This is a genomic window from Burkholderia mayonis (assembly GCF_001523745.2).
Classification (GTDB): domain Bacteria; phylum Pseudomonadota; class Gammaproteobacteria; order Burkholderiales; family Burkholderiaceae; genus Burkholderia; species Burkholderia mayonis.
In genome coordinates this window covers 1,091,535-1,115,543 of the sequence record NZ_CP013386.1, presented here as the reverse complement: position 1 = coordinate 1,115,543, position 24,009 = coordinate 1,091,535, and the positions used below count along the sequence as shown (strand labels likewise).

Below are 24,009 nucleotides of genomic sequence, written 5' to 3'. Positions count from 1 at the left end.
AACCAAAGTAGCAAAACGAAAGTCATGAAATGTAGTTTGACTTCATGACGACAGGAGACCCCGGCAGGCCATCCCGGCCGCACGGGCCCGCAAAACGGCACTCCCGTCCGCTCGCTCACGTGCGTCGCCCACCCGGCCTGCACGCGGTCTCTCTGGTTACCCATTTTGTCCAGCATGCAAAGCCGGACATGTTGCGCAGTTCTGGGTTGACTTTTTGACAGGGTATGGAGGAGATGATGAAGAAAGTTATGCTCGCGGCAGTACTGGCGACTGCCGGAGTGGCGGCTCACGCTCAAAGCAGCGTGACACTGTACGGCCGTCTCGACGCCGGCATCGAATACATGAGCGGCCTGCCGAGCGCGAACGGCGGCAGCTCGAGCCGCTGGCGCGCGGAAAGCGGCGACTGGGGCACGAGCCTCTGGGGCTTGAAGGGCTCCGAAGACATCGGCGGCGGCAACAAGATCGTGTTCCAGTTGGAAGGCAGCTTCGACACGATGAGCGGCAACGGCCCGGGCGGCGGCAGTCTCTGGAATCGCTGGGCGACGATCGGCATCTCCAACGACGCATACGGTACCCTGCTGCTCGGCCGCGAACTCGCGATCGCGAACGGCGTGTGGGACTTCGACCCGTTCGGCCAGTCGTCGTGGTCGACCGCTTCGCTCGTGCGCGGCCGCAACTGGAACAAGACCAGCAACAACGTGTCGTACCAGTCGCCTAAGTACTACGGTCTCGATTTCTACGGCCAGTTCTCGTTCTCGAACTCGACGAGCTTCAACGGCAACACCACGGCCGGCCAGCCGGGCCGCGCGGCCGGTGCGCAGCTCACCTACACGACGTCGCTGTTCCAGTTGCGCGGCATCTACGATGAAACGCGCGACAGCAACGGCAAGTTCTCCGACGTGTTCAACTACTCGCGCGAATACTTCGCCGGCGCGAACGTGTTCCTCGGCCAGTTCAAACTGCAGGCGGCCTACCAGTCGTCGCACGCCGACGGCAGCGGCGGCCCGGTCGTCAATAACGGCATCACGGGCACTCAGCAGGTGTGGGGCGGCGTGACGTGGCAAGCCACGCCGGCAGCCGCGCTGATCGCAGCCGTGTATCACGTCAACGCGAACCACGGCGGCGGCAACGCGAACATCTACACGGTCGGCGGCTCGTACAACATCTCGAAGCGCACGCTGTTCGACGTTCAGGTCGCGACGGTGCGCAACAGCAAGACCGCAAACTTCGGCCTGAACGCCAACGGCGCGGGCACCGACATCTCGACCGGCAATCCGAAGTTCGGCGGCAGCCAGACGGGCGTGTACGCCGGCATCCAGCACCTGTTCTAAGCACAAACGCTGGATCGTCTGAACCGATAGAGAGTCTTTTCACGCTGCTGCGAGAGGCGCGTACCGGTGCGATGCCCATAGGTGTCGCACCGTTTTTTTATGCGCGGGCCGAAACCGTGAAACGACGGAATGGCGGAATGACGCAACGCTCGACGAAGCAAGACTGAGCGGCACGTCGCGCGACCTCGCGCGCGACACGATACGTCCAACGCAATGCGCGAACGCGAGCACCCATACGACGCCGCGCAGCCGCAGCCGTCCGGCCCCGCCGCGCCGACGGCCCCTCTTCCGAGCAATCCGGCCTCAGACGGCCGCTTCGTTCTCCTCGCCCGTCCGAATCCGGATCACGCGCTCGACGTCCGACACGAAGATCTTGCCGTCGCCGATCTTGCCGGTACGCGCGGCGCCGATCACCGCATCGATCACCTGATCGACGAGATCGTTCGCGACCACCACCTCGATCTTCATCTTCGGCAAGAAGTCGACCACGTACTCAGCGCCGCGGTAGAGCTCCGTGTGGCCCTTCTGGCGGCCGAAGCCCTTCACTTCCGTCACGGTGAGCCCCGTCAGACCGACTTCGGCGAGCGCTTCGCGCACTTCGTCCAGCTTGAACGGCTTGATGATGGCGGTGATGCGTTTCATGATGTGCCCCTTGCTTCGAATGAATGAAAATCGTCAGCCGATTCTACGCCGCGCGCCGCGTCAGTCGATGCTCTCGGAGAAGCGCGACGTGATCGGATAGCGCCAGTCGCGCCCGAACGCGCGATGCGTGACGCGAATGCCGACGGGCGCCTGGCGGCGCTTGTACTCGTTGATCTTGATGAGCCGCGTGACGCGCTTGACGTCCGCCTCCGAGTAGCCCGCCGCGACGATCGCCGCGAGCGGCCGATCTTCTTCCATGTACATCCGCATGATCGCGTCGAGCACGTCGTACGGCGGCAGGCTGTCCTGGTCGGTCTGGTTCTCGCGCAGCTCGGCGGACGGCGCGCGCGTCAGAATCCGCTCCGGAATGATGCCGAGCTTGCCGTATTCGACCGCGGCGTTGCGGTAGTGACAGAGCCGGTAGACGAGCGTCTTCGCGATGTCCTTGATCACCGCGAAGCCGCCCGCCATGTCGCCGTATAGCGTGCAGTAGCCGACCGCCATCTCGCTCTTGTTGCCCGTCGTCAGCACGATCGAGCCGAATTTGTTCGACAGCGCCATCAAGAGCGTGCCGCGGATCCGCGCCTGGATGTTCTCCTCGGTCGCGTCTTCGGCGCGGCCCGCGAATTCGCCCGCGAGCGACGCGCGGAACGCATCGAACATCGGCGCGATCGCGATCTGGTCGTAGCGCACGCCGACGCGCTTCGCCATCTCGGCCGCGTCGGTCGTCGAGATGTCGGCCGTATAGCGCGACGGCATCATCACCGCGCGCACGCGATCGGCGCCGAGCGCGTCGACCGCGACCGCGAGCACGAGCGCCGAATCGACGCCGCCCGACAGCCCGATGATCGCGCCCGGAAAGCCGTTCTTGCCGATGTAGTCGTGCACGCCGAGCACGAGCGCGCGATACACCTGCGCCTCGACGGGCAGCTCCGGCGCGATCCGCGCAGGCAGCGGTCGCGCGCCGTCGAATTCGACGATCGCATTGCCTTCCTCGAACTGCGGCATCTTCGCGACGAGCTCGCCCGCGCCGTCGAGCACGAACGAGCCGCCGTCGAACACGAGCTCGTCCTGGCCGCCGACGAGATTCACGTAGATCATCGGCAGGCCGGTCTCGCGAATCCGCGCGCGCAGGATGTCGATCCGCACCGCTTCCTTGTTCATGTGATACGGCGAGCCGTTCGGCACGATCAGCGCCTGCGCGCCCGCCGCCTTCGCGAGCTGCGCGGCCGACGCGTGCCACACGTCCTCGCAGATCACGACGCCGAACTTCACGCCGTTCAGCTCGAACACGTACGGCGCGGCGTCGGTCGCGAAATAGCGCTTCTCGTCGAACACCTCGGTATTCGGCAGGTCCTGCTTCCGGTACGTTCCGACGACCTCGCCGTCGACGATGAGCGATGCCGCGTTGTAGGTATCGGTCGGCGAGACGCCGCGCTCGATCGGACGGTTTGCATTACCATCGGCGCTTGACGCGCCCGAGCCGGCCGCGCGCTGCGGATGGCCGACCAGCACCGCGAGCCCCGCGAGCGGCTTCAGCAGCGCGGCGAGCTCGGCGAGCGCCGCGTCCGACGCCGCGTAGAACGCGGGGCGCAGCAGCAGGTCCTCGGGCGGATAGCCGGACAGCGCGAGTTCCGGCGCGATCAGGAGCTGCGCGCCGGCGTCGTGCGCGGCGCGCGCGGCGGCGACGATCTTGGCGACGTTGCCGGCGAAATCGCCGACGGTGACGTTGAGTTGGGCAAGTGCGATACGGGTTTTCATCACGGGATCAGCGCGGCCTCCTCGGGCCGCAGCGCGTACGGCTTTGATCAAACGCACGGACGGCCGGCGCGGCAGCGCGCCTGACCGACGGTGCAAACGGGTACGAACGGGTACAACCGGGTACGAACGAAACGGATTCAGATCGTTGAAACACGAACGCTTTGATTATCGCATGGGCATCCTGTCGTCTCCGCTCGACGCAAACGCCGTCGAGTGGGACGCGCTCGTCGCGCGCGCCGAGCGCCCGACGCCCTTTCTGAAGCACGCCTTCCTGAGCGCGCTGCACCGCGCGGGCTGCGCGGTCGACGGCACCGGTTGGACGCCCCGCTTCGTCACGCTGACGGACGGCGCAACGGGCGCGCTCGTCGCGGCTGCGCCCGTTTACGCGAAGCGCCATTCGTATGGCGAATACGTGTTCGACTGGGCGTGGGCCGACGCGTATCAGCGCAACGCGCTGCCGTATTACCCGAAGCTGCTGTGCGCGGTGCCATTCACGCCCGTGCAAGGCAGCCGGCTTCTCGCCGTCGGCGACGACGCGCGCCGCCGGCTCGCCGCGACGCTCGTCGCGCTCGCCGAGCAGAGCGACGTGTCGTCGCTGCACGTGCTGTTTCCGACCGACGAAGAGACGCGCGTGCTCGCCGACATCGGGATGATGCTGCGCGAAGGCGTGCAGTTCCATTGGCTGAATGACGGCTATCGCGACTTCGACGAATTTCTCGCCACGCTCGAACAGAAGAAGCGCAAAAACATCCGTGCGGAGCGCCGCAAGGTCGCGGAAGCCGGCGTCACGTTCCGCCGCGTGCGCGGCGAGGACGCGACCGACGCTGAATGGCGCTTCTTCACGCGCTGCTACCGGCAGACGTACCGCGAGCACTTTTCGAGCCCGTACCTGAATCTCGACTTCTTCCGCGAGATCGGCGCGACGATGCCGGAGAACCTGCTGCTCGTGATCGCCGAGCGCGACGGCCAGCCGATCGCGAGCGCGCTCGCCGTCTACCAGCGCGACGCGTCGGGCGGCGGCACGCTGTACGGCCGCTACTGGGGCGCGCTCGAACAGGTGCCGTGCCTGCACTTCGAGGCCGCGTACTACCAGTTGCTCGAATTCTGCATCGACGAGCGGCTCGACACGTTCGAAGGCGGCGCGCAAGGCGAGCACAAGCTCGCGCGCGGCTTCATGCCGACCGTCACGCGCTCCGCGCACTGGCTCGCGCATCCGGCGTTCGCCGATGCGGTCGGCCGCTTCCTCGCGCAGGAGACGAACCAGATCCATGCGTACGTCGACGAGTTGCGCGAGCACAATCCGTTCAGGAACGGCGAACGCTGACCACGACGCGACGCCCCCCGCGCCTCGTCCCGCGGCCGGCTAGTCGCGCGAGCGCGGCGCGCCGGCTTCCAAAACGGCATCGCCATTCATTTCCCTCAACAGGATATACGGGATATTTGATTATCATTCGTTCCAAATCGGAAATTGAAAGATTATTCGGTTGCAATATTCGCACAAAACCCCCTACACTTTCGTTGTGCTTAATGCGCACCAAAATAGGGAGAAACGGATTTCATTCGCCTTCCCCCCTGTTTCTGATTTTCAGAATCGATATTCTGAAAATCGATAAAAACTTTCATATTCCAGGGCCACCCGCTAGTTTCACCCTTCGGCGCACCGCCTGACGCGATCGGAGAGGATGGGGAGACATTTTGATCTTTTGGTTGAGAATCTTCATGCGGATTATCAATTAGGAGTATTAAATTATGTCATCCCATCTGCCGATTCTAAACGGCATGCGCCGACCATTCTTATCGCCCGACATCAGTCCCGAAACGCCGTTTGAAATGGCGTCTGCGAAACCAGCGTGGCGGCGCAAGCCATCGGGCTTCCCGCCCCCCGGCGCTCGCCGAGCGGCCCGCGCGGCGGGAGCCGCCCCGGCCACTGGCCTGCCGCTCGCCACGCGCCTCGACACACGCGCCCACTAACCAACGCCCCCGACGATCTCGGGCAAGCGCTGCGCGCCGCCCGAGACGGCGGGGCTTGCGTCGCGCGCGCCAGGCGCGACGCACCCAACTCATCGGTCCGCGCTCATGCCCAACACCTCTTCCCGAACGACGCTGCTATGGATCGTAGCCACCGCGTTCTTCATGCAGTCCGTCGACACGACCATCGTCAACACGGCGCTGCCGTCGATCGCCCACGCGCTCGGCCAGGACGCGCTCTCGATGCACGGCGTCGTCACCGCCTACACACTGACGATGGCCACACTCACGCCCGCGTCCGGCTGGCTCGCGGATCGCTTTGGCACGCGTCGCGTGTTCTTCGTCGCGATTGTCGTGTTCGCGCTCGGCTCGCAGTGCTGCGCGGCCGCGACGAGCGCGACGCAGCTCATCGTCGCTCGGGTGCTGCAAGGCATCGGCGGCTCGATGCTGCTGCCGATCGGCCGGCTCGCGGTACTGCGCGGCGTGCCCGGCGACGAATACGTGGCCGCGCTCGCGTTCGTGTCGATCTTCGGCCAGATCGGGCCGATCCTCGGCCCAACGCTCGGCGGCTGGCTCACGCAGTCGATGTCGTGGTACTGGGTGTTCCTCGTCAACCTGCCGATCTGCGCGGTCGGCCTCGTCGCCGTCCACCGCTACATGCCGCGCGACGAGCCGATCGATCCTCCGCCGTTCGACTACACGGGCTACACGCTGCTGTCGATCGCGATGATCGCCGGCTCGCTCGCGATCGACGCGTTGTCCGACGGCGGCTACACGGACTGGACCGTCGGCGTGACCGCGATCGCCGCGGCCGCGGCGATCGTGTACGTCGCCCATGCGCGCAGGCGCGCGAATCCGCTCTTCCGGCTCGAACTCTTTCGCGAACCGAACTTCGCAGTCGGCCTTGCCGGCAATCTGATCTCGCGGATCGGCATCGGCGCGACGCCCTTCCTGCTGCCGCTGATGATGCAGATCGAATTCGGCTATTCTCCGTTGCGCTCGGGGCTCATGCTCGTGCCGGCCGCCATCGCGGGTGTGATCGCGAAGCCGTGGATCGCGCCGCTCGTTCGCCGCTACGGCTATCGCACGTTTCTGTTCGCCAACACGCTGATCGTCGGCGCCGTGATCGCGCTGTTCGCGGCCATCGGCCCCGACACGCCGCTCGTCGTCGAAATGGCGCTGATTGCGATCTTCGGCGCGATCAACTCGATTCAGATCGCGGCAATGAACAGCGTGACGCTGAAAGGCCTGCCGCACCGCGACGCGGCGAGCGGCAACAGCCTGTATTCGATGGTGCAGATGCTGTCGATGGGGCTCGGCGCATCGGTGGGAAGCGGGCTCACGAGCCTGTTCGGCGAGCAGACCGGCTCATCGCTGCTCGGCTTCAAGCTGAGCTTCGTCTGCGTCGGCGCGGTGACGCTCGTGTCCGCGGCGATCTTCCGGCGAATCCGGGAAGCGCCCGTGACGCGCACGCGGCCCGGCCACGCGGTCGCGCACCGCTAGCCGCGCGACCGGGGGGCGGCCGCCAGATGAGCCGACGGGCGAATCGCGCGCTCGCGCCGCGCAATTTCTGCGACACTGGCGGCTTCGCATCACGCCGCCCTTCATGTCCTGGTACCTGTATCTGATCGAATGCGCGGACGGCAGCGTCTACACTGGCATTACGACCGACGTCGCCGCACGCTTCGCGCAGCACGCGCAAGGCAAGGGCGCGCGCTACACGCGCGCGCGCAAGCCGAAGGCCGTACTCGCGTCGTTCGAGCTCGCCGATCGCTCGAGCGCGTCGCGCGCCGAATATTGGGTCAAACGGCTGACGCCGACGCAAAAGCGCGCGCTCGCGGGGGGCTCGCTCTCGCTCGCGTCGGTGCTGCCGGCCGCTGACGCCGCCGCGGCACGCCGCGCGGACGGCGATTGCGCGACACCCGCGCCGGCAGCCGGCATCGCCGAAACGGCGACGGCCGAAGCCGCAACCGCAATCGGCGCGGTAATGACGACGGGCGGTACGGCCGCCGCGCATCCCGCCGCCAAGCCGGCGAAGCCGAAGAAGGCCGCAAACGCAGCGAAAATATCGAAGCAGACGGCGGCCGGGTCTTCCGGGACACCAACGACTTCGAGAAGGAGAGCGGAACCCGCGCGCACAAAACAAAACCGCGCGGCCTCGTGACGAGACACGCGCGGTTTCGCGCAACCGGCCGGCGCCGCGTGCGCCGGCCCGCCGCTTACTTCTTGAAGTTCGCGACGCCTTCGTCGATTTCCTTGTGTGCCGCGTCGATGCCGTCCCAGCCTTCGACCTTCACCCACTTGCCCTTCTCGAGCGCCTTGTATTGCTCGAAGAAGTGCTTGATCTGGTCCTTCAGGTACCCGGGCACGTCGTCGATCGACTTGAGGTTGGCCGTCATCGGGCAGACCTTGTCGTGCGGCACCGCGACGAGCTTCGCGTCGACGCCCGATTCGTCGGTCATCTTCAGCATGCCGAGCGCGCGCGCGCGGACGACCGAGCCCGCGAGCAGCGGGAACGGCGTGATGACGAGCACGTCGACGGGGTCGCCGTCGCCCGACAGCGTCTGCGGAATGAAGCCGTAGTTCACCGGATAGCGCATGCCCGTGCCGATGAAGCGATCGACGACGAGGAGGCCGAGTTCCTTGTCGGCTTCGTACTTGACCGGCTCGCTTTGCGCCGGGATCTCGATGATCACGTTGAAGTCTTGCGGCAGATCCTTGCCGGCCGGGACGTTGCTGAAGCTCATGAGCGTTCTCTGAAGTTCGGATGGGAATCGGGACGGATGGCGGCCTCGCGGGCGCCTCCGATGGAATGCGCATTATAGCCAATCGCCCGATGGCGCTCCGGTCCCGTTCGGCCGATAATCGGGCAACGATCAGACACGGCGCGACGAGCCGGGAGCGAGCATGGAAGAGGCGAAGCACTTCATCTCGGGGGCGTGGGCTGCGCCCACGGGCGGCGAGACGATCGCCGTGATCGATCCGTCCGACGGCGAGCCGTTCGCGCGGCTCGCGCGCGGCACCGCGCCCGACATCGACGCGGCCGTGCGCGCGGCCCGCGCTGCGTTCGATGGCCCGTGGGGCACGGCGAGCGCGGCCGAGCGGGGGCGCATGCTGTACCGGCTGTCGATGCTCGTCGCCGCGTGCCGCGAGGAGCTCGCGCTCATCGAATCGCGCGACACCGGCAAGCCGCTCACGCAGGCGCGCGCGGACGCCGACGCGCTCACCCGCTACTTCGAGTTCTACGCGGGCGCGGCGGACAAGCTGCACGGCGAGACACTGCCCTACCGCGACGGCTACACGGTGCTCACGCTGCGCGAGCCGCACGGCGTCACCGGGCACATCGTGCCGTGGAACTACCCGATGCAGATCCTCGGGCGCAGCGTCGGCGCGGCGCTCGCCGCGGGCAACGCGTGCGTCGTCAAGCCGTCGGAGGACGCGTGCCTGTCGATCCTGCGCGTCGCGACGCTCGCGGCCGAAGCCGGGCTCCCCGCGGGCACGTTCAATGTCGTGACGGGCTACGGCCACGAAGCCGGCGCGGCGCTCGCGCGCCATCCGGGCATCGACCATATTTCGTTCACCGGCTCGCCGGACACGGGCCGCCTTGTCGCGCAAGCGGCGGCCGAACACCACGCGCCCGTCACGCTCGAGCTCGGCGGCAAGTCGCCGCAGATCGTGTTCGCCGACGCGGACCTCGACGCCGCGCTGCCCGTCCTCGTGTCCGCGATCGTGCAGAACAGCGGCCAGACCTGTTCGGCCGGCAGCCGCGTGCTGATCGACAAGGCGGTCTACGAACCGCTCGTCGAGCGGCTCGCCGCAGCGTTCAACGCGCTGAAGGTCGGCCCCGGCCGCGCCGATCTCGACTGCGGGCCGCTCATCAGCGCGAAGCAGCAGCAGCGCGTGTGGGACTTTCTGTCCGACGCGCAGCACGACGGCATCGTGATGGCCGCGCACGGCGAAGTCGTGCCGGACGCCCCCGAAACGGGCTTCTACCAGGCGCCCGCGCTGCTGCGCGACGTGCCGCACACGCACCGGCTCGCGCAGGAAGAAGTGTTCGGCCCGGTGCTCGCCGCTATGAAGTTCGCCGACGAGGACGAAGCGCTCGCGCTCGCGAACGGCACGCCGTACGGGCTCGTCGCAGGCGTGTGGACGCGCGACGGCGCGCGCCAGATGCGGCTCGCGCGACGGCTGCGCGCGGGACAGGTGTTCGTCAACAACTACGGCGCGGGCGGCGGCGTCGAGCTGCCGTTCGGCGGCAGCGGACGCTCGGGCTACGGCCGCGAAAAAGGCTTCGAGGCTTTGTACGGTTTCACCGTGCTAAAGACGATCGCGCTCAAGCACGACTGACCGAAGGCGCGGCACGGCGCGCGAGGTCAAGCGCCGCCACCCGTTCAAGTCACGGCAAGACCCACAACAAAATCCAGGAGACAACGGATGCGGCTCAGCGGCAAGACCGCCGTCGTCACGGGCGCAGGCTCGGGCTTCGGCGAAGGCATCGCGAAAACGTTCGCGCGCGAAGGCGCGTGCATCGTCGTCAACGATCTGAACGCGCCGGCGGCCGAGCGCGTCGCGAGCGAAATCGCGCTCGCGGGCGGGCGCGCGCTCGCCGTCGCGGGCGACGTATCGCGCGGCGGCGATTGGCGCGCGCTCCTCGACGCGGCGCTCGACGCATTCGGCGGCGTGCAGATCGTCGTCAACAACGCCGGCACGACGCATCGCAACAAGCCGGTGCTCGACGTGACCGAAGCCGAATACGACCGCGTATACGCAGTCAACATGAAGAGCCTCTTCTGGAGCGTGCAGACGTTCGTTCCGCATTTTCGCCAGGCGGGCGGCGGCGCGTTCGTCAACGTCGCATCGACGGCGGGCGTGCGGCCGCGCCCCGGCCTCGTCTGGTACAACAGCACGAAGGGCGCGATGATCACCGCGAGCAAGACGCTCGCCGTCGAGCTCGGCCCCGACCGGATCCGCGTGAACTGCGTGAACCCGGTGCTCGGCGAAACCGGGCTCACGAGCGCGTTCATGGGCGTGCCGGACACGCCTGAGAACCGCGCGCGCTTCATTGCGACGATCCCGCTCGGCCGCCTGTCGACCCCGCAGGACATCGCGAACGCGGCGCTCTATCTCGCATCCGACGACGCCGCGTTCATCACCGGCGCATGCCTCGAAGTCGACGGCGGCCGCTGCGTCTGAACGCCGCGGCGCGCACCGCCCGTCACAATCAAAACGTGCCAGAGGAGACAATCATGGCCAGCACCGTGCCGGCGTTCACGCCGACCCCGCCATCCGCCTTCGAGGCGGCGACCTATCGCAAGGTTTCGTGGCGGCTCGCGCCGCTACTGCTGCTCTGCTATGTCGTCGCGTATCTCGACCGCGTAAACGTCGGCTTCGCGAAACTGCAGATGGCGTCCGACCTGCACCTGTCCGATGCGGTCTACGGTCTCGGCGCCGGGATCTTCTTCGTCGGCTACTTCCTGTTCGAAGTCCCGAGCAACGTGATCCTGCACCGCGTCGGCGCGCGGGTGTGGATCGCGCGGATCATGGTCACGTGGGGCATCATCTCGGCGCTGACGATGTTCGTGTCGACGCCCGCGATGTTCTACACGATGCGCTTCCTGCTCGGCGCCGCCGAGGCGGGCTTCTTCCCCGGCGTGATCCTCTATCTGACTTACTGGTATCCGGCGCACCGCCGCGGCAGGATGACGACGCTCTTCATGACGGCCGTCGCGCTGTCGGGCGTCGTCGGCGGCCCGATCTCCGGCTACATCCTGAAGACCTTCGACGGGGCGAACGGCTGGCACGGATGGCAATGGCTGTTCCTGCTCGAAGGGGTGCCGTCAGTGCTCGTCGGCATCCTGCTGCTGTTCGCGCTCGACGACCGGATCGTCAAGGCAAAGTGGCTCGACGACGACGAAAAGGCGCTCCTCGCGCGCAACATCGCGCTCGAGGATGCGCGCAAGGAAGACCCGCCGCTCTCCGTCGTGTTCAGGAGTCCGCGCGTGTGGCTGATGGGCCTCATCTACTTCTCGTTCGTGATGGGGCTCTACGGCGTCGGCTTCTGGCTGCCAACGCTCATCAAGTCGACGGGCGTGACCGATACGTTCACGATCGGCCTGCTGTCCGCCGTGCCGTACGCGGCGGCCGTCGTCGCGATGCTCGCGATCGCGCACAGCGCGGACCGCCGCCGCGAGCGGCGCTGGCACCTCGCGATCCCCGCAGCGGCGGGCGCGGTCGGGCTCGTGCTGTCCGTCGTATGGGCGCACGACACGCTGCTTGCGATGCTCGGCCTCACGATCGGGACGATGGGCATCCTGACGACGCTCCCCCTCTTCTGGAGCCTGCCGACCGCGTTCCTCGGCGGCACGGCCGCCGCGGCGGGCCTCGCGATCATCAATTCGATCGGCAACCTCGCCGGCTTCCTGAGCCCGTATCTCGTCGGCTGGCTCAAGCAGGCGACGGCGTCGAACGACGCGGGGATGTACATGCTCGCCGGGTTCCTCGTGCTGGGCGGGCTGCTCGCGCTGTCGGTGCCGAAGACGCTCGTCGACATCTGAGTCGATTCGCGACGCATCGATTCAAACGGAAACGGCGGCCATCGAGGCCGCCGCTTTCTTTCCACCCTTACTGCCCGCCGAGCGAGAACCCGGCGCGAACGCTCAGACGATCGTCATCGCAAGCGCGCTTTCGCGATAGTGCTGCGCGGCCTTGTCGGATTCGCCGAGCCGCTCGAACAGACGCGCAAGCGCGCGATGCGTGCGGATCTTGAGCGGCTCGTCGTCGGCAAGCTTGAGCGCCGATTCGAGGAACGACTGCGCCTTGCCCCACAGTTGCTGCTGCTGGCACAGGCGGCCGAGCGCGAACAGTAGATCCGCGTCTTCCGGCCGGTCCCGGCGCCACCCCTCCGCCTTCTGGATCAACGGAAGCGCGTCGGGGCCCGCCGTGTCCGGATAGCGGCGCAACAGCCGCGCGTTCCAGTTGTGCGCGAGCGCGTCCTCGACGATCCGCCGCGCTTCCGGCCGGCGCTCGAGCGCGATCAGCAGTTCGGCCGCGAGATCCGCGAGACGCGGCGACTGCCGTTCGGCCGCCGACAGCGATTGCCACACCTCGAGGAACGCGTCAGCGTCATGCCGGCGATCGCGCAGCAGATGCTCTGCGGCCTGCTGGCGCAGACGCACGGCGGCGGCCGGATGCAGCGCCTCGCGCTTTTCGAGCGCCTTCGCGATCTTCAGCACCTCGACCCAGTTCTTCAGTTGCTGCTGCGCGCGCAGCGCGATCTGCTGCGCGTGGATCCGCTTGCCACCCGACGCCTGCATCTCGGCGAGCGCGGCGAGCGCGCCTTCGGCGTCGCGGCCGTCCGCACGCATGTCGGCCGTCGCGAGCAGGCGCGCGTCCTGCCATTCCTGGCCGCTCACCTTCGCGAGCCACTCATCGCGGCGCGCATACTCGTGCATCCGGTGCGTCGCCGCCGCGGCGATGAGGCTCGCCGCGCCCTGGTTCGCGTCGACGGTGAGCGCGTCGCGCGCGGCCTTCTCCGCACGCGAGAAGCGGCCCGCGTACAGGTTCGCGAGCGCGTCGCGCAGCGACGCCTGCGCGCGCTCGTTGCGCATCCGCGTGCGGTACGCGGCGACGCGCTGCGGCATCCGCCACACGTTGCGCACGATCCGCATCAGTGCGTACAGCACGATGAAGGCGACGACGATCGCGAGCACGAAGAAGTTCAGCGACACGTCGACGCGATACGGCGGATAGACGATCAGCACCTGGCCGGTATCGAAGCGGCCGACCGTCGCGAGCCCCGCGGCGATCGCGAACAGCACGGCGAGCCAAATGATTCCACGCAGCGTCATGTCGTCAACCCCGGCTCTTGAACTGTTGAACCGCGTTCAGGCTCGCGTTGAGGTTCGGCACCGCGACCGTCAGCGACGCGGCGTCCACCTGCTTGAGCAGATTCTGAACGATCTGGGTGTCCTTCGACGCACCGTCGAAGTAGTGCGCGACCGCCGCCTGCGCGGCATGCAGATCGGACTTCATCGCGCTGTCGTTGCGCGAGAGAAGCGACAGCCGCGCGCTCAACAGACGCAGCTTCACGTTCTCGCGCACGAAGTAGCCTTGCTCGGGCGACGCGAGCATCGCATCCGCGTGATCGATGCGGCGCACTTCGACGAGCGACTTCAACTGCGCGCCGATGCCCGCCGAAAAGCCGCGCCACCACGCCTTCCAGCGCGGCTCGCCTGCCGCCGCGGCCGCCTGCTCGGCGCTCGCGGCGACGTCGGGATTCGTCTGCGCGTGCGGCGTGAGCGTTTCGCCCGAGAGCGGCAGCGCGTCGACCTTCGCGATCGCGTCGTCGAGCTTGATCGCGAGCCCCGTGAGGTCCGCCGACGGCGCGGCCTTCAACCGTTCGATGTCCTGCGCGACCGCCTTGCGCACGACGACCGCCTGCGCGCTCTGCGAAGCCGCGAGCCGCGAATCGGCGTTCTGCAGCGCAATCAGCGCGAGCTGCGTGTTGCCCGTCAGCAGAAGCTGCTGGCTCGCGCTCGACAGCATCTGGCCGACTTCCTCGATCATCCACGCGTCGCGGTTGCGCGACAGGTCCTGATATTGCTGCTGCAGCGCGGTCTGTGCGGTCTGCGCGTCGGCGAGCTTGCCTTCGAGCTGCGACAGCTGCGCGTCGGCCTGATGCACGCTCGAAAGCGCCTGCTCGGTCTTCGTGCGGATTTCGGCCGTCTGCGCGTCGAGCGCCTTCTGCCGCTCGAGCGCGTGCTGGTCGAGACGATCGACCTTGCGGTTCAGCGCATAGCCGCCGACGCCCGCCGCGGCCGCGATCACGACGATCACGAACCAGAGCGCCGCGTTCGAGCCGCTGCGCCGCGCTTTCGTTTCAAACGGCGTAAACGGTTGATTCGGCGGCGGAACGGGGGCCGCGGCCGGTTTGGAAGAGACGTCTTTGGTATCGTTGGTGTCTGTCATGCGAGAAGGCATCGGTGCGGCAATCGCCGGTTGATCGGCCTGATCGGCCAACGTACGAAACGCGCGAGCGATACGCTCATCGCCCGCGCCGGACAGCGTAATCCTATCAAAACCGAGTGCGCGCGCGGTCTCGACGATGCGCGGATGCGGCGCGACGAACTGCGCGTGCTTCAGCGCGTCGATCTCGGCCTCGTTCAAATGCTCGTGCGCGAGCTCCTGCAGATTGCGCACGCCTTCCGAACTCGTCACGAGCCACGCATGCGGCGCGCCCGACAGCAGCGCGTGCACGCGCTCCCACGCGCCGATCGACGGCTCGGGCGTCACGCGCCTGTACGCGGCGACGAGCTCGACTTCGGCGCCCGCGTCGCGCAGCCGCTCGGCGAGCCATTCGCGGCCGCCGTCGCCGCGCACGATCAGCACGCGCTTGCCGGCAAGATCGGCCGCGCCGCCGAACGCGCGCTCGATTTCGGCGAAGAGATTCTCGGAATCGTAATGCGGCTCGCTGCCGTCGCCAGGCTCGCGCGGCGCGATCACGCGATGCGCGGGCGCCGCGATCCCGTGCCGCGCGAGCGCGGCGACGCTGCCCGGCCCGACGACGCCGATCGGCAGCGGATGCGGCCAGATCGCGCCGAGCCGCGCGAGCGCGTGATCGATCGCGTTCGGCGACACGAACACGACGAGCGCGTACGCATCGAGCCGCGCGAATGCGTCGGCGAGCGGCACATCGTCGGCAAGCGGCGCGATGTCGATGAGCGGAAAGTCGAGCACGTCGATGCCCGCCGCCGCGAGCTGCGCCGCGAGCGTCGCCGACTGTCCGTCGGGGCGCGTGAGCACCGCGGTGAACGTGCGCGGCGCGCCCGTCATCACGCGCCGCCCTTTTGCGCGCTCGCCGCGACGAGCGCGTCGACGATCGCGCGCGCGCCCTGGCGCTCGAGATCGTCGGACACGGCGCGGCCGAGCGCGAGCGCGTCGGCGGGCGTCGCGGCACGGGCCTGCGCGCGCGCGCTCAGCACGCGGCGGCCGTCCGTCGTCGACACGCTGCCCGTCAGATGCAGCTCGTCGCCGCGCCACACCGCGTGCGCGGCGAGCGGCACCTCGCAACTGCCGCCGAGCGCGCGCGACACCGCGCGCTCGGCCTCGACCGCGAGCGCGGTGGCGACATCGTGCAGCGGCGCGAGCCATGCGGCGACGTCCGCGCGGCGCGCGGCGATCTCGATGCCGAGCGCGCCCTGGCCCGCGGCGGGCAGACTGTCGTCGATGTCGAGCAGCGCGCGGATCCGCGCGGCGAGGCCGAGCCGCTTCAGGCCGGCCGCGGCGAGAATGATCGCCGCGTAGTCGCCGCGGTCGAGCTTCGCGAGCCGCGTATCGAGATTGCCGCGCAGCGGCCGCACGTCGAGCTGCGGATAGCGCGCGCGCAGCATCGCTTCGCGGCGCAGGCTCGACGTGCCGACGACGGCGCCCGCCGGCAATTCGGCGAGCGACGCGTACGCGTTCGACACGAATGCGTCGCGCGGATCCTCGCGGCTCATCACGGCCGCGAGCGCGAAGCCTTTGGGCAGTTCCATCGGCACGTCCTTCAGCGAATGCACCGCGAGATCCGCTCGGCCGTCGGCGAGCGCGTTCTCGAGTTCCTTCACGAAGAGCCCCTTGCCACCGACCTTCGACAGCGTGCGATCGAGAATTTGATCGCCGCGCGTCGTCATCCCGAGGATTTTCACGTCGCAAGCTGGATATAATTTGCGCAGCGCATCACGCACATGCTCGGCTTGCCACATGGCGAGGCGGCTCTCGCGCGACGCGATCGTCAGCGTCGCGGGCAGCTCGGCCGAAAGAGTCTCGGTGTTCATTGCAAGGACATCGCAGGACGGGATTAGGAACAGACTATGGTAGCACGCGCGCCTCGCGCTTCCGCCCGCCGGGCGGCCAGCGCGAGCCGCCCGCACGGTCTGCGTCAAGGTCCCGAACGGTCGTTCGGTTCGAGGTGGAATCCGGCATCCGCGTCAGGGTCCGGTCCGCAGTCGTCGCGTCGCTCTCCGCGTCGCCCGGTTTCATCGTCCGACGGGATCGCGCACGACGCGTCTCGCGCACCGTGCAGCGCACGCCGCCGCGCCGCTTGATCGCGCTCGCTGTTGCTGGACCGCAGTTCCCGTTCACTCGTGCTTTCCCAAGGAAATCAATCGTGAAGTCTTCCGGATCGGCGCGCGCGACGCGCCGCAATGCTGTCTCGTCCTCCTCCGCGCCGGCGAACGCCGATGCCCAACCCCGCCGCACACAGACGGCCCGCAAGCCGAAGGAGGCCGCCGTGCGCGCGGCCGAACCGGCGAGCGCCGCACCGGCCAGGCCGCACGGCCGCACGCGCGAGGACAAGGACCGCCCGCTCTTCGAAGACATCCGCTATCTCGGCCGCCTGCTCGGCGATGTCGTCCGCGAACAGGAAGGCGACGCCGTGTTCCACGTCGTCGAAACAATCCGCCAGACCGCCGTCAAGTTCCGTCGCGAGGACGACAGCGCCGCCGCGCAGACGCTCGAGAAGATGCTGCGCAAGCTCACGCCCGAGCAGACGGTGAGCGTCGTGCGCGCGTTCAGCTATTTCTCGCATCTCGCGAACATCGCCGAGGACCGCCATCACAACCGCCGCCGCCGGATCCACGCGCTCGCGGGCTCCACGCCGCAGGCGGGCACCGTCGCGTACGCGCTCGACAAGCTGAAGGAAGCGGGCGACGCGTCGTCGAAGGTGATCAAGCAGTTCTTCGAAGGCGCGCTCATCGTGCCCGTGCTGACCGCGCACCCGACCGAGGTGCAGCGCAAGAGCATTCTCGACGCGCAGCACGACATCGCGCGCCTGCTGGCCGAGCGCGACCAGCCGCTGACCGCGCGCGAGCTCGCGCACAACGAGGCGCTGTTGCGCGCGCGCGTGACGACGCTCTGGCAGACCCGGATGCTGCGCGACGCGCGCTTGACGGTCGCCGACGAGATCGAGAACGCGCTGTCGTACTACCGCGCGACGTTCCTCGACGAGCTGCCCGCGCTCTACGCGGACATCGAGGAAGCGCTCGCCGAGCACGGCCTGCCCGCGCGCGTGCCCGCGTTCTTCCAGATGGGAAGCTGGATCGGCGGCGACCGCGACGGCAACCCGAACGTCACCGCAGCGACGCTCGACGAAGCGATCAACCGCCAGGCCGCGGTGATCTTCGAGCATTACCTCGAGCAGGTGCACAAGCTCGGCGCCGAGCTCTCCGTGTCGAACCTGCTCGTCGGGGCGAGCGACGCGCTGAAGGCGCTCGCGGCCGCGTCGCCGGACCAGTCGCCGCACCGCGTCGACGAGCCGTATCGCCGCGCGCTGATCGGCGTCTACACGCGGCTTGCGGCGAGCGCGCGCGTGCGGCTCGGCGAAGGCGCGGTGCCGGTGCGCAGCGCGGGCCGCGGCGCCGCGCCCGTGCGCGCGACGCCGTATGCGGACGCCGAGGAATTCGCCGCCGACCTGCGCGTGCTGACGGATTCGCTCGCGCTGCATCACGGCGAATCGCTCGCGACGCCGCGCCTCGCGCCGCTCATGCGCGCGGCCGAGGTGTTCGGCTTCCATCTCGCGAGCATCGACTTGCGGCAAAGCTCGGACATTCACGAAGCGGTGATCGCCGAGCTGCTCGCGCGCGGCGGCGTCGAACCCGACTACGCGGCGCTGGCCGAAGCGGACAAGCTGCGCGTGCTGCTCGCGGCGCTCGCCGATCCGCGGCCGCTGCGCTCGCCGTATCTCGACTACTCGGATCTCGCGAAGAGCGAGCTCGGCGTGCTCGAGCGCGCGCACGCGATCCGCGCGCAGTTCGGTCCGCGCGCGGTGCGCAACTACATCATTTCGCACACCGAGACGGTGAGCGACCTCGTCGAAGTGCTGCTGCTGCAAAAGGAAACGGGCCTCTTCGAAGGCACGCTCGGCACGCCGCACGCGAATGCGCGCAACGGCCTGATGGCGATCCCGCTCTTCGAAACGATCGCCGACTTGCGCAACGCGCCCGACATCATGCGCGAGTTCTTCGCGCTGCCGGGCGTCGGCGAGCTGGTCGCACACCAGGGGCACGAGCAGGAAGTGATGCTCGGCTATTCGGACAGCAACAAGGACGGCGGCTTCCTCACGTCGAACTGGGAGCTCTACCGTGCGGAACTGGCGCTCGTCGATCTGTTCAGCGAGCGCGGGATCAAGCTGCGCCTCTTCCACGGCCGCGGCGGCACGGTCGGCCGCGGCGGCGGCCCGACCTACCAGGCGATCCTGTCGCAGCCGCCCGGCACGGTGAACGGCCAGATCCGCCTGACCGAGCAGGGCGAAGTGATCGCGAGCAAGTTCGCGAATCCGGAAATCGGCCGGCGCAACCTCGAGACGGTGGTCGCCGCGACGCTCGAGGCGACGCTCCTGCCGCATCGCAACGCGCCGAAGCAGTTGCCCGCGTTCGAGGCTGCGATGCACGCGCTGTCCGACGCCGCGATGGCCTCGTACCGCGCGCTCGTCTACGAGACGCCCGGCTTCACCGACTACTTCTTCTCGTCGACGCCGATCGCCGAGATCGCCGAGCTGAACATCGGCAGCCGGCCCGCGTCGCGCAAGCTGCAGGATCCGAAGCACCGCAAGATCGAGGACCTGCGCGCGATTCCGTGGGGCTTCTCGTGGGGCCAGTGCCGGCTGCTGCTGACAGGCTGGTATGGCTTCGGCAGTGCGGTCGCCGCATTTCTCGACGGCGCGAAGGACACCGCCGAGCGCGCGAAGCGGGTCGCGCTGCTGAAGAAGATGAACAAGACCTGGCCGTTCTTCGCTCATCTGCTGTCGAACATGGACATGGTGCTCGCGAAGACGGATCTCGCGGTCGCGTCGCGCTACGCGCAGCTCGTTTCCGACAAGAAGCTGCGCAAGCACGTGTTCGAGCGGATCGTCGCCGAATGGCACCGCACGTCGGACGCGCTCGCCGAAATCACCGGCAACGACGCGCGGCTCGCCGCGAATCCGCTCCTCGCGCGCTCGATCAAGAACCGTTTCCCGTATCTCGATCCGCTCAACCACTTGCAGGTCGAGCTGATCAAGCGGCACCGCTCGGGCGACACGAACGCGCGCCTGCGGCGCGGGATCCATTTGACGATCAACGGGATCGCGGCCGGCCTGCGCAATACGGGCTGAGCGATGGGGCGTCGCGTGCGGCGCTGTCGCGTCACGCGCGACGCGCTTGCGCTTGCGTCGAAGCAATGGCGGCCGTGCGTGTTGCACGGCCGTTTTCTTTTTGCCGAAGCGATCGCGAAGGCGCTTCGATTTGAACCGAGAGCCGCGCGGCTTGGCGTCCCGGCGTCCGCCCCAGTATCGCCCCGCCGCGTCAACGCGCGTCGATCATCATCGCATCGAGCTCGAACGAGCCGTCCGGCTGCACATCGAAGTACGCGCGCACCTCGTCGGACGCGCCCGCCCACAGCGCGCGGATCGCGTTCGCGCGCACGTCCGGCGTCCTCATCCGCGCGACCCAGCCCTCGAACGCGATCGGCAGGCGCCAGCGCTCGCGCACCTGCGCGGCAAAGCCCGCCGCGGCGAAGAATGCGAGCCACTCGTCTGCGCGATAGTCGCGCACGTGCGACGCGTCGCGCAACACCTCGACCGCCTGCAAATGCGTGTCGACGAGCGGATGATCGGCGCCCGCGATGTCGACGAACAGCACGCGGCCGCCCGGCTTCAGCACGCGGCGCGCCTCGGCGAGCGCGCGCGGCACGTCGTGCCAGTGGTGCGCGCTCATCCGGCTGACGATCCAGTCGAACGACGCGTCGGCGAACGGCAGCCGCTCGGCCGCACCCTGCTCGACCCGCACGCCCGCGAGGCCGCGCTCGCGCGCCGCGGCTTCGACCGTCGCGAGCATCCGCGGCGCGAGATCGTACGCAACCACCTCCTTCGCACCGCCGCGCGCGGCGGCGAAGCTCGCGTGGCCCGCGCCGCAGCCGAGATCCAGCACGCGCGCGTCGGGCGTCGCGCCGATCCCGGTGGCGAGCGTGTCGAGATCGGCGCCCGTCGCATGGACGGCGCTCGTCAAATAGGCGGACGCGGCCGTGCCGAACGCGTCGGCGACCTGATCGTGATGCTTCATGGGCTGACTCCTTGTCGCGTGGGGATCGGAGACGGCCGGCCGACTGCATCGGCCGCCTTGAGCCGCTACAATAGAGTCCGATTGGTACCGGTACAAGCCAAGCAATTATCCTGGTATCCGCTCCACCAGCCAGCCGGCCGGCCGGAGCCCGTTTTCCGTTCTTCGTCCCCACGCGCATCGCCAGACCAGACCCACATGAGCCGCCCGCCCGCCCCTCCGTCTCTCGACTCCACGCCGGCCCGCGCGCTCGGCGAGTTCATCCGCGCGCACCGCGAACGGCTGTCGCCGGAGGCGGTCGGCCTGCCGCCCGGCCCGCGGCGCAGGACGCCCGGACTGCGGCGGGAGGAGGTCGCGCAGCTGTGCGGCGTGAGTCCGACCTGGTACACGTGGATCGAGCAAGGCCGCGAAGTGTCGGCGTCGGCCGACGCGCTCGCGCGAATCGCGGTCGCGCTGCGGCTGTCGCGCGCCGAGCGCGCGTATCTGTTCGAGCTCGCCGCGCAGCGCGACCCGGCCGAGCCCGAGTTCGCGGCGACCGACGTGCCGGCGACGCTCGTCGCGGCCGTGAAGCTCATCGCGACGCCCGCGTACGTGCTCGACCGCCAGTGGAACGCGCTCGCGTGGAACGACGCGGCGGCCGCGCTCTTCGCCGGCTGGCTCGACGGCGAGCGCGACGATCGCAACCTGCTGCGCTTCACGTTCACGTCGCCCGCCGCCCGCACGCTGATCGTCGATTGGGAGACGCGCGCGCGGCGGCTCGTCGCCGAATTCCGCGCCGACACGATCCGTCATCTGAACGACGCGCCCACTCGCACGCTGATCGATTCGCTGCTTGCCGAAAGCGACGCGTTCGCGCATTACTGGGCGTCGCAGGACGTCGGCGAGCGCGAAGGCGGCGAGCGCGCGTTCGACCATCCCCGCGAAGGCCGCGTCGTCTATCAGCAGATGACGCTCAAGCCCGCGCACCGCGAAGACCTGAAGTTCGTCGTGCTGGTTCGCGAAGGCGCATGACCGCGGGAGCGCGCGTCTGCGTTCGCATGTGCATACGCGTGCGAAACGCGGCGATGCCGCGTCAGAACGTGATCGTCGCGGTGATCGTGTCGTTGTAGGTGCCGGCGCTCGTGGGCACGGCCGTCGTGCCGTCAACGGTCGATCTGTACGTAAACGGCGTGCGCCAGTTCAGCGGCGACGTGCCGAGCGACCCGTTCGTCATCAACAGCGGGGCGGGCATCACGGGCGCGAGCAATGCGACCGTCGTCACGCGCGACGCGCTCGGGCGCACGATCGCGACGTCGCTGCCGCTTTACATCGGCACGGGAATGCTCGCTCCCGGCCTCGCGAGCTACTCGGTCGAGGCGGGCTTCCTGCGGCGCGCGTGGGGCCCGCGCTCGTTCGACTACACGCGCCGCCCGGCCGTCAGCGCAACCGCGCGCTACGGCGCGAGCGACCGCCTGACCGCCCCCCGCACCAGCCGCCCGCCGCGCGAATGCTAAAATCCGCGATATCCATTCGCGGCGCGCGCCCGCGGCGCGCGCCGCTCCACTCCCTCTAAGAATCGCCATGACGTCCCAATTGCACAAAAAGGGCGAGGCCTGGTCGGCCCGCTTTTCGGAACCGATGTCCGAGCTCGTCAAGCGCTACACGTCGTCGGTCTTCTTCGACAAGCGGCTCGCGCTCGTCGACATTGCCGGCTCGCTCGCGCACGCGACCATGCTCGCCGCGCAGAAGATCATCAGCGCCGACGACCTCGCCGCGATCGAGCGCGGAATGGCGCAGATCCACGGCGAGATCGAGCGCGGCGAATTCGAATGGCAGCTCGATCTCGAAGACGTCCACCTGAACATCGAGGCGCGCCTGACCGCGCTGATCGGCGATGCCGGCAAGCGCCTGCACACGGGCCGCTCGCGCAACGACCAGGTCGCGACCGACATCCGCCTGTGGCTGCGCGGCGAGATCGACCGGATCGGCGGCCTCCTGAACGACCTGCGCGGCGCGCTGATCGACCTTGCGGAACAGAACGCGGACACGATCCTGCCGGGCTTCACGCATCTGCAGGTCGCGCAGCCCGTCACGTTCGGCCATCATCTGCTCGCGTACGTCGAGATGTTCTCGCGCGACGCCGAGCGCATGCGCGACTGCCGCACCCGCGTGAATCGCCTGCCGCTCGGCGCGGCGGCGCTCGCGGGCACGAGCTATCCGATCGACCGCCACGCGGTCGCGAAGACGCTCGGCTTCGACGGCATCTGCGCGAACTCGCTCGACGCCGTGTCCGATCGCGATTTCGCGATCGAATTCACGGCGGCGTCCGCGCTGATCATGACGCACGTGTCGCGCTTCTCGGAAGAGCTCGTGCTGTGGATGAGCCCGCGCGTCGGCTTCATCGACATCGCCGACCGCTTCTGCACCGGTTCGTCGATCATGCCGCAGAAGAAGAACCCGGACGTGCCCGAGCTCGCGCGCGGCAAGACGGGCCGCGTAAACGGCCACTTGATGGCGCTCCTCACGCTGATGAAGGGCCAGCCGCTCGCGTACAACAAGGACAACCAGGAAGACAAGGAGCCCCTCTTCGACACGGTCGACACGGTCGCCGACACGCTGCGGATCTTCGCGGAGATGGTCGCCGGCATCACGGTGAAGCCGCAGGCGATGCGCGCCGCGGCGCTGCAGGGCTTCTCGACCGCGACCGATCTCGCCGACTATCTGGTGAAGCGCGGGCTGCCGTTCCGCGACGCGCACGAGGCGGTCGCGCACGCGGTGAAGGTTTGCGACGTGCGCGGCTGCGATCTCGCGGACCTGACGCTCGACGAGATGAAGCAGGAGCTGCCGAACGTCGCGCACCTGATCGGCGACGACGTATTCGACTACCTGACGCTCGAAGGCTCCGTCGCGAGCCGCAACCATCCGGGCGGCACGGCGCCGGACCAGGTGCGCGCGGCGGTGAAGGCGGCGCGCGCGGCGCTCGCCAAGTAAGCGGGCATGCACGTGGCGGACACCGCGCGGTGTCCGCTTTTGCATCCGCGGCGCAATCCGCGGTGCGATCTGCAGTACGACTCGCGGCGCGATACGCGCCCGGCTGCGGTGCCCGCAAGCGGCTCATCGCCGCCGTGCACGGATTCCACGAAGCCGGGCACGTGATGCGCGACGCGACGCGCGGCGATCACCGAAACGGCGCGCATCGCTTCCGGGCTCGCGCAAGCGCGGCGCGCGCCGGCACCACCGCTCGAACGCGCGATAGC

At 68.5% G+C, this 24,009-nt stretch carries 17 protein-coding genes and 1 pseudogene; 11 read left to right on the top strand and 7 right to left on the bottom strand.

Translation table 11 applies throughout. The features are described 5' to 3' along the window. Nucleotides 1–236 precede the first annotated feature (236 nt). Nucleotides 237–1,331, top strand: a complete 1,095-nt coding sequence (locus WS70_RS05540; protein ID WP_197419192.1) for a porin — start codon at nt 237–239, stop codon at nt 1,329–1,331. Between the two features lie 303 nt (nt 1,332–1,634). On the opposite strand, the gene WS70_RS05535 is transcribed toward WS70_RS05540, so the two are convergent. Together WS70_RS05535 and WS70_RS05530 are read right to left on the bottom strand one after the other, a co-directional pair. After that, complete coding sequence (locus WS70_RS05535) at nt 1,635–1,973, bottom strand: P-II family nitrogen regulator (RefSeq protein ID WP_010102269.1); 339 nt, start codon at nt 1,971–1,973, stop codon at nt 1,635–1,637. A 60-nt stretch (nt 1,974–2,033) separates the two neighbouring features. After that, nucleotides 2,034–3,734, bottom strand: a complete 1,701-nt coding sequence (locus WS70_RS05530) for an NAD+ synthase (RefSeq protein WP_059469177.1) — start codon at nt 3,732–3,734, stop codon at nt 2,034–2,036. 145 nt (nt 3,735–3,879) lie between these two features. Between WS70_RS05530 and WS70_RS05525 the strand changes: the two genes are divergently transcribed. The 3 genes from WS70_RS05525 (at nt 3,880) to WS70_RS05515 (ending at nt 7,866) form a co-directional block, all read left to right on the top strand. Beyond that, nucleotides 3,880–5,058, top strand: a complete 1,179-nt coding sequence (locus WS70_RS05525; RefSeq protein ID WP_059469178.1) for a GNAT family N-acetyltransferase — start codon at nt 3,880–3,882, stop codon at nt 5,056–5,058. A 752-nt stretch (nt 5,059–5,810) separates the two neighbouring features. Next, the gene (locus WS70_RS05520; protein ID WP_059469179.1) at nt 5,811–7,205 is read left to right on the top strand and encodes a DHA2 family efflux MFS transporter permease subunit; all 1,395 of its coding nucleotides are present in this window, start codon (nt 5,811–5,813) and stop codon (nt 7,203–7,205) included. 103 nt (nt 7,206–7,308) lie between these two features. Further along, nucleotides 7,309–7,866 carry a GIY-YIG nuclease family protein gene (locus WS70_RS05515; protein ID WP_082715885.1) on the top strand — a complete coding sequence of 186 codons (558 nt, stop codon included), beginning with the start codon at nt 7,309–7,311 and terminating at the stop codon, nt 7,864–7,866. A gap of 55 nt (nt 7,867–7,921) precedes the next feature. Here the strand turns inward: WS70_RS05515 and ppa are convergent, their stop codons facing one another. Continuing rightward, complete coding sequence (ppa, locus tag WS70_RS05510; RefSeq protein ID WP_059469180.1) at nt 7,922–8,449, bottom strand: inorganic diphosphatase; 528 nt, start codon at nt 8,447–8,449, stop codon at nt 7,922–7,924. Nucleotides 8,450–8,609: 160 nt separating this feature from the next. On the opposite strand from ppa, the gene WS70_RS05505 reads away from it, so the two are divergent. From WS70_RS05505 to WS70_RS05495, 3 genes are all read left to right on the top strand, one after another. Further along, entirely contained in the window at nt 8,610–10,049 is a 1,440-nt protein-coding gene (locus tag WS70_RS05505) for an aldehyde dehydrogenase family protein (RefSeq protein WP_059597274.1), read from the top strand. A gap of 87 nt (nt 10,050–10,136) precedes the next feature. After that, a complete protein-coding gene (locus WS70_RS05500; protein WP_059597275.1) occupies nt 10,137–10,895 on the top strand; it encodes an SDR family oxidoreductase in 759 nt (252 codons plus the stop codon). Nucleotides 10,896–10,948: 53 nt separating this feature from the next. Continuing rightward, a complete protein-coding gene (locus WS70_RS05495; protein WP_059469183.1) occupies nt 10,949–12,256 on the top strand; it encodes an MFS transporter in 1,308 nt (435 codons plus the stop codon). 102 nt (nt 12,257–12,358) lie between these two features. On the opposite strand, the gene WS70_RS05490 is transcribed toward WS70_RS05495, so the two are convergent. From WS70_RS05490 to hemC, 3 genes are read right to left on the bottom strand one after another with little or no spacing between them, the layout of a single operon-like run. Further along, on the bottom strand, nt 12,359–13,549 hold the full coding sequence (locus tag WS70_RS05490; RefSeq protein ID WP_059469184.1) for a heme biosynthesis protein HemY: 1,191 nt from the start codon (nt 13,547–13,549) through the stop codon (nt 12,359–12,361). A gap of 4 nt (nt 13,550–13,553) precedes the next feature. Then, nucleotides 13,554–15,533: a fused uroporphyrinogen-III synthase HemD/membrane protein HemX gene (gene hemDX, locus WS70_RS05485; protein WP_059597276.1), complete on the bottom strand. Its 1,980-nt coding sequence runs from the start codon at nt 15,531–15,533 to the stop codon at nt 13,554–13,556. Further along, nucleotides 15,533–16,516, bottom strand: coding sequence for a hydroxymethylbilane synthase (hemC, locus tag WS70_RS05480; RefSeq protein WP_059597277.1), 984 nt, complete (start codon nt 16,514–16,516; stop codon nt 15,533–15,535). The genes hemDX and hemC overlap by 1 nt, the downstream gene beginning before the upstream one ends. A gap of 332 nt (nt 16,517–16,848) precedes the next feature. Between hemC and ppc the strand changes: the two genes are divergently transcribed. Continuing rightward, nucleotides 16,849–19,830: a phosphoenolpyruvate carboxylase gene (gene ppc / locus WS70_RS05470; protein ID WP_059597278.1), complete on the top strand. Its 2,982-nt coding sequence runs from the start codon at nt 16,849–16,851 to the stop codon at nt 19,828–19,830. A gap of 190 nt (nt 19,831–20,020) precedes the next feature. Here ppc and WS70_RS05465 read toward each other — a convergent pair whose 3' ends face one another. Then, nucleotides 20,021–20,776 carry a class I SAM-dependent methyltransferase gene (locus WS70_RS05465; protein WP_059597279.1) on the bottom strand — a complete coding sequence of 252 codons (756 nt, stop codon included), beginning with the start codon at nt 20,774–20,776 and terminating at the stop codon, nt 20,021–20,023. Between the two features lie 195 nt (nt 20,777–20,971). Here WS70_RS05465 and WS70_RS05460 point away from each other — a divergent pair, with 195 nt between their 5' ends. The 3 genes and pseudogenes from WS70_RS05460 (at nt 20,972) to argH (ending at nt 23,743) form a co-directional block, all read left to right on the top strand. Beyond that, nucleotides 20,972–21,784: a helix-turn-helix transcriptional regulator gene (locus WS70_RS05460; RefSeq protein WP_059469189.1), complete on the top strand. Its 813-nt coding sequence runs from the start codon at nt 20,972–20,974 to the stop codon at nt 21,782–21,784. Between the two features lie 98 nt (nt 21,785–21,882). After that, a pseudogene (locus WS70_RS05455) lies at nt 21,883–22,230 on the top strand (fimbria/pilus outer membrane usher protein); the annotation flags it as partial. Nucleotides 22,231–22,333: 103 nt separating this feature from the next. Next, nucleotides 22,334–23,743, top strand: coding sequence for an argininosuccinate lyase (gene argH / locus WS70_RS05450; RefSeq protein ID WP_059597281.1), 1,410 nt, complete (start codon nt 22,334–22,336; stop codon nt 23,741–23,743). Nucleotides 23,744–24,009 lie beyond the last annotated feature (266 nt).

Bases quoted from the DNA above. Each gene is read 5' to 3' on its own strand.
- WS70_RS05505 (WP_059597274.1), top strand. From the start codon at position 8,610: ATGGAAGAGGCGAAGCACTTCATCTCGGGGGCGTGGGCTGCGCCCACG.
- hemC (WP_059597277.1), bottom strand. From the start codon at position 16,516: ATGAACACCGAGACTCTTTCGGCCGAGCTGCCCGCGACGCTGACGATC.
- WS70_RS05520 (WP_059469179.1), top strand. From the start codon at position 5,811: ATGCCCAACACCTCTTCCCGAACGACGCTGCTATGGATCGTAGCCACC.
- WS70_RS05540 (WP_197419192.1), top strand. From the start codon at position 237: ATGAAGAAAGTTATGCTCGCGGCAGTACTGGCGACTGCCGGAGTGGCG.
- ppa (WP_059469180.1), bottom strand. From the start codon at position 8,449: ATGAGCTTCAGCAACGTCCCGGCCGGCAAGGATCTGCCGCAAGACTTC.
- WS70_RS05535 (WP_010102269.1), bottom strand. From the start codon at position 1,973: ATGAAACGCATCACCGCCATCATCAAGCCGTTCAAGCTGGACGAAGTG.
- WS70_RS05530 (WP_059469177.1), bottom strand. From the start codon at position 3,734: ATGAAAACCCGTATCGCACTTGCCCAACTCAACGTCACCGTCGGCGAT.
- WS70_RS05490 (WP_059469184.1), bottom strand. From the start codon at position 13,549: ATGACGCTGCGTGGAATCATTTGGCTCGCCGTGCTGTTCGCGATCGCC.
- WS70_RS05495 (WP_059469183.1), top strand. From the start codon at position 10,949: ATGGCCAGCACCGTGCCGGCGTTCACGCCGACCCCGCCATCCGCCTTC.
- WS70_RS05500 (WP_059597275.1), top strand. From the start codon at position 10,137: ATGCGGCTCAGCGGCAAGACCGCCGTCGTCACGGGCGCAGGCTCGGGC.
- WS70_RS05460 (WP_059469189.1), top strand. From the start codon at position 20,972: ATGAGCCGCCCGCCCGCCCCTCCGTCTCTCGACTCCACGCCGGCCCGC.
- WS70_RS05465 (WP_059597279.1), bottom strand. From the start codon at position 20,776: ATGAAGCATCACGATCAGGTCGCCGACGCGTTCGGCACGGCCGCGTCC.
- WS70_RS05515 (WP_082715885.1), top strand. From the start codon at position 7,309: ATGTCCTGGTACCTGTATCTGATCGAATGCGCGGACGGCAGCGTCTAC.
- hemDX (WP_059597276.1), bottom strand. From the start codon at position 15,533: ATGACGGGCGCGCCGCGCACGTTCACCGCGGTGCTCACGCGCCCCGAC.
- argH (WP_059597281.1), top strand. From the start codon at position 22,334: ATGACGTCCCAATTGCACAAAAAGGGCGAGGCCTGGTCGGCCCGCTTT.